The 6,345-nt window shown below is 40.5% G+C and carries 3 protein-coding genes; all 3 read left to right on the forward strand.

Going from position 1 to position 6,345, the window contains the following annotated elements:
- Nucleotides 1-610, forward strand: a 610-nt coding sequence (locus tag M2R48_RS07370; protein WP_262085618.1) for a ShlB/FhaC/HecB family hemolysin secretion/activation protein, incomplete at its 5' end; no start/stop codon positions are given.
- Between the two features lie 48 nt (nt 611-658).
- A complete protein-coding gene (locus tag M2R48_RS07375) occupies nt 659-1,183 on the forward strand; it encodes a toxin-activating lysine-acyltransferase (protein ID WP_262085621.1) in 525 nt (174 codons plus the stop codon).
- Nucleotides 1,184-1,238: 55 nt separating this feature from the next.
- On the forward strand, nt 1,239-6,345 hold a 5,107-nt coding region (locus M2R48_RS07380), incomplete at its 3' end, for a filamentous hemagglutinin N-terminal domain-containing protein (RefSeq protein ID WP_262085622.1).

Here is a 6,345-nt window from a genome sequence, read left to right on the forward strand (position 1 = left end):
AAAAACCGGTGGCTGGAAAGCCAGTTTGGATCATACAGAATATCTAGCCAATGCGACTTTAACAGGCAATTTAACCTATAAACGCGGTACAGGTGCATTTAATGCAATGCATGCACCTGAAGAGCAATTTGGCGAAGCCTACACCCATGTGGGTATTTTACAAGCCAATGCCAGTCTGCAAGTCCCATTTAAAGTCGGTAATCAATCGCTACAGTATCTTGCTGAATGGCGAACGCAGTACAGTAAAAAACCACTGACCCCACAAGATCGATTCTCGATTGGGAATCGCTATACCGTAAGAGGGTTTGATGGTGAACAGACGTTGTTGGCAGATAATGGATTTTTAGTGCGTAATGAAATCAGTGGCTCGATGTTTAAGCTTCCGATGCAATGGTACACAGCAATTGACTATGGTGAAGTGGGGGGTAAAACCGCACATGAACCGAATCCATTGCTGGGAACAAGTTTAATGGGCGCTGTCTTTGGATTACGAGGGCAAGTCTTAAAATCGGTTAATTATGACGTTTTTGTTGGGACACCGTTAAAAAAACCAGAACATTATAGAACAGACAATGTGACGACAGGATTCAGCCTGAACTGGATGTATTGAGTTTAATCCTTAAGCCAAATAAAGATTTAAAAAGAATAGGTTGAAACCATGAAATTTGAAGATATAGATGTCATTTCACCCGTGTTATTTCCCAAAGAACAATGGAATGAAGCTGAGGTTCTTGGCGCAATGACATGGTTGTGGCTTTTATCTGACAATTGTAAGCACTCAACAGTATCGGATATGGCAAGACGTGTTTTACCTGTGATTAAAAGTCGTCAATTTGCACTGTTTAGTCAGGGTTCTCAACCATTGGGCTATATTTCATGGGCGAATTTAGATCAACAATCTGAGGCTGAATATGTACATTCAGAACCATGGATCTATAGCCAACAAAATTGGAATTGTGGTGATCGCATGTGGTTGATCAATTGGTTTGCGCCTTTGGGCCAAAGTGCTTTGATTAAACACCTCATTGAAAAACACTTATTTCCTGAGCAATGCTTTAGAGCTCTTTATCATAAGGGTGCTATTCGTGGGCTTAAAGTCATGACATTCCATGGCAAATCGGTTTCTAAGTTAGAAACACAGAATTGGATTAAACAACACCCGATTCTTGCCACTGATCATTGATGGATTTCAAAAAATTCAATATTGAAAAAATATTAAAAAATTAAGGTAAAACATTATGAATAAGAACCGTTATCGCATTATTTTTAGTCAAGCGCGTGGCATGTTTATTGCGGTTGCTGAGATTGTAAAAAGCCGTACCAAAACAGCGGGTCAATCACATACCGTTGGTGAAATCGAAATAGAGGATGTCACGGGCGCATCTTCAATCACCTATAAAAAACTCAATCCTGTTAATTTTGCTGTGGTGAGTTTATTAGGTGCTGCAATTTACACCTTACCGATGGCAACGATTGCTGAAAGTCATATTGTGGCTGATAAATCGGCACCAAATTCCCAACAAGCCACGATACTCAATACCAGTAATGGCTTGACCCAAGTCAATATTCAAACTCCAAGTGCCGGTGGTGTATCACGCAATACCTATACCCAGTTTGATGTGGGGCAGGAAGGTGCGATTTTAAATAATGCACGAAATAATACCCAAACCCAATTGGGTGGCTGGGTACAAGGCAATCCATGGTTAGCCAAAGGTGAAGCCAAGGTAATCTTGAATGAAGTGAACAGCAGTAACCCGAGTCAGCTCAAAGGCTATTTGGAGGTTGCGGGTAAACAAGCTCAAGTGGTGATTGCCAACCCATCTGGTTTGGTCTGTGATGGCTGTGGGGTGATTAACGCAGATCGTTTTACCTTAACCACGGGGCAAGCGGTAATGCATCAAGGTTATCTTGATTCATTCCGAGTACGTGAAGGGCAGGTAACGATTGAAGGGAAAGGCTTAAATGGAAGCTTAACCCCTTATACCGATATTTACACACGTGCTTTAAATGTCAATGCAGGTTTATATGCCAATGAATTAAAAACGGTGTTGGGTCAAAACGACATCAATGTTCAAGATCAAAACTCAGCAAAGATTACTACAACAACAAGTACCTCATCTTCACCTACACCGAGCTTTGCGCTTGATGTTGGAAAATTAGGTGGGATGTATGCTGGAAAAATCTATTTGGTTGGTACTGAAAAAGGTTTAGGTGTGCGTAACGCAGGGTCACTTAATGCTTTGAGCGGTCAAATGCATTTAAATGCCAATGGTGACTTAACCAATACAGGCAATATGATTGCCAATAAAGATCAAATTTTAATTCAGGCAAGCAATGTAAAAAACAGCGGTAATATCAGTAGTACACAACAACAAATACAGATTCAAGCCGACAATATTCAAAACACTGGGCTGATTGCGACTCGTGATGAAATTAAGCTCAATGCTCAAGGCAAGATTGATAATAATGAGGGCGTGATCAACGCAGGACGGATTGATTTTACTGCGCAAAACTTAACCAACAACAAAGGTAAAATCGAGCAAACAGGTCAGCAACAACTCAACATCAGTGCAAAAAACTTAGACAATACTCAAGGCTTAATTGGTCAGGCGACCATTGATCGCAATGGAACAGGTCAACTACCAGGTGGAACCACATCGCCAAGTGTGACTGATCCAGAGCAACAGTCTTCAGCTCAAGACTCAAGTACAGTTGAAGTCGCACCAACAGACCTGACACCCAAGACTTTCGAAGCTGGGAATATTCAGATTGCTCAAGATATTGCCAATGTTGAAGGTGCAATTGTTAACAATGCGGATATCAGTCTAAACGTACAAGACAGCATCAAAAACAATGGTGGTGAAATTCAACTGCCTGAATTGCAATTTAATGGACAAAACTTTGAAAACCAGCAAGGTAAATTCACTGCGAATGTGGTGAATATCAATGCGCAGCAGGTGGATAATCAAAAAGGTATCATTAGTGCCAATCAAAGCTTTGATTTAACTGCACAGCAACTCAATAACAATCAAGGCCGTTTACAAAGTACCAAAGCATTCAATTTAAATTCAGCAGAGATTGATAATCGCCAAGGTCAAATACTTGCTGCGGATGCATTAACTCTAAATTCTGAGACTACCAATAATACACAAGGCGTAATTGGTTCAGTCAATGCGGATGCCAAGCTTTCTATTCAAACTTTAGACAATACTAAAGGGGAGATTTCGGCACAGAATGTACACCTGACGGGTCAGCGCTTAAACAATCAACAGGGTACGATTCAATCCAAAACAGCAGATTTAAACATCAATGTTGATCAAATTGATAATGGTTCGATGCAGGATTCAGCAGGTAATCTGATTGCTGCGCAAAATCTTAAATTGAATGCCCAGCAGTTACAAAGTACTGGGCAAATCTACGCAGGCAATACGGCTGATATAACTGTGAATCAGTTACAACAGCATGGTCAATTGGCAGCACAGAACAAAATCAATGTTCAGTCAAACAGCATTGAAAGCAATCAAAGTGCCGTATGGGCAGCTGGATTAGACAAAGACGGAAAACTCAGCAATACAGATGTCACACTGAATATTGATGCACAAAATGCACAGATTGCAGGAAAGATTTTATCAGGCAATCAAATTCAAATTAAAGCCGCTCAAACAGCAGACTTAAGTCAAAGTGAAAGCCAAGCCAAAAAGATCAACATTGCAACGACCCAACTGAATACCAGCAATGCAAAAATTATTGCAGATGAGCAACTGGATTTAACTGCAACACAAAGAATTCAGAATGAAAAAGGGCAATACAGTGCGGGGCAAGTTAATCTCAATACAGCACAACTCAATAACAACCAAGGTTTAATTCAACACACCGGTAAAAATGATTTTATTCTGGATGTGGCAAATCAGATTGATAACAATGCTGGGCAGATTATTAGTAATGCCAACAAGACTGTAATCAAGACCAATACACTGAACTCGGTTGCGGGTGAGATTTTACATGCGGGTGATCAACAGCTAAAAATCACAGCACAAAATATGCAAGGGCAACAAGGCAAAATTCAAAGTAACAGCCATCTACAACTCGATCTAGGCGTTGCCAATTTAGACCAAGCGCTTACATCTGCACAAGATATTGATTTAAAAGCAACTGAACTGAGCCATCAACACGGACAATTGCTTCAAAGTGATGCCAATGGGCAGTTGCAGGTGAATGTTGCACAAACATTGAATAATACCTTAGGTGTGATCAGTGCTGCTGGTCATGCAAACTTTAAAACTGCGGATTTAAATAATCAAAACGGTGTGATTCAAACCCTTGCAGAAAAAGACCTTAATGTCACGAGCCAAAAACTCGACAACCAGTCTGGCAAAATCATTGCTGGACGAGATGCCAATTTACAAGTCAGTGAGCTGAACAATGATGCAGGTACTGTCTATGCGGCAGGCAAATTGGGGCTACATGCAGCGCAGAATGTGATTAATCAGCAGGGTTTAATTGCTGCAAAACAAGCACTTGCCATAGATGCACAGAATCTAAATAACCACAAGGGTCAGATACAGACGGAAGCTGGTGATGCTAGTCTGAGCATTGCTCAGACTTTAAACAACCAAGCTGGAAGTATTCAAAGTGCAAATGCGCTCAAGATAACTGCTGACAAAGTTGAAAACCAAGGCGGGCAATTACTTGCTGGTATGGATACAAAGCTTGATGTTGCACAGCTGAATAACCAATCAGGCACAATTTATTCTAAGAAACAACTGGATCTCAATGTTTTAGGTACAACTGACAACAGTGCAGGTACTCTTGCAGCGGATCAAGATCTAAATCTAAATACACAGAATTTATTGAGTGATGCAGGACAAATCCGTTCAGAAAATGCCGATTTGAATCTCAGCATCGTTCAAGATATTCAGAATAATAGTGGTTTAATTTCAGCAGCAAAAAATCTGAATCTGACCGCGCAAAACGTGACATCGCAAAAAGGTAAAATCCAGTCAGGTGCAAATGCCAATATTCAGCTGAACAACTTAGACAATACTGAAGGTGTGGTTTATGCCGCTGAACAATTACAGCTTTCGGCAACAGGTGAATTAAACAATACTCAAGGTGTTGTTGCAGCAGAACAATTGACGGATATAAAGGCAGGCTCAGTTATCAATGATGCTGGACAAATTCGTTCGCAACAAGATCAACTGAAACTGAATGTGCAAAAGGATATCAGTAACCAATCAGGCGAAATTTCTGCAGCCAAAACCATTGAATTGAATGCACAAAACTTAAGTAACCAAAAAGGTAAAGTGATTGCGGGTGAATCACTGAATGCCACTGCTCAACAGGTTGACAATACTGATGGTACAGTCTTTGCCAAAGACCAGTTGCATCTTGCAGTTGCGGATCAACTCAATAATCAATCTGGTACCATTGCGGCCAACCAAGAGCTACAGATCCAAGCGAATAGCATTAACAACACGGCAGGCAAAATCCGTTCAGAACAGAATCAACTGGATTTGAATGTTCAGCAAAACATTGACAATCAGACAGGTGAAATTTATGCGGGTAGCCAAGCCAAGATTAATGCAGCTGCCCTGAATAACCAACAGGGCACTATCTATAGCAAAAACCAGTTGGATTTAGATGCCACTCAACTGAATAATCAAAATGGTCAAATTTATACAGCAGGCCAATCCAACCTGATTGTGCAGGGTGATATACAGAACCAACAAGGTATTTTGGCTGCAGCGCAAAACTTAAACATACAAAGTGCTGGCTTGAATAATACATCAGGCACAATACGCTCAGAAAATGCTGATCTTAGTGTAAATGCACAAGGACAATTGATTAACCAAAAAGGCGATATTTATGCTGGGCAAAATGCAAGTTTAAATAGCGTTGGTTTAGATAATACAGCAGGGCAGATTGCGGCACAGAATCAGCTCAGTATTGATACGCAAAAACAGCAGCTCAGTAATCAAAATGCTAAAATCATTGCCAAAACTATAGATTTAAAAACAGGCAAACTGGATAACCAAACAGGTTTGATTCAGGCTGAACAGTCTGTAAAAATTGATACACAAAACCAAGCGTTGCTCAATAATAATTCAGGGAGTAATGCGGGAATACTTAGTCAAGGTAGCTTAGATATTGCCAATGTTTCTCAGCTTGAAAATAGCAGTGGTTATATTGCAGCGATTGGTTCAGCCAATATTACTGCACAGAATATTAATAACAACAGTGGTCAAATCAATAGCCAAGCAGACCTGACCTTGCAACAACAGACTGCTGGCGGTGGTATCGATAACCTGGCTGGTCAAATTCAAGCACAGCAAAATGTCAGCTTAA

Source organism: Acinetobacter sp. I-MWF (genome assembly GCF_025433935.1).
Classification (GTDB): domain Bacteria; phylum Pseudomonadota; class Gammaproteobacteria; order Pseudomonadales; family Moraxellaceae; genus Acinetobacter; species Acinetobacter guillouiae.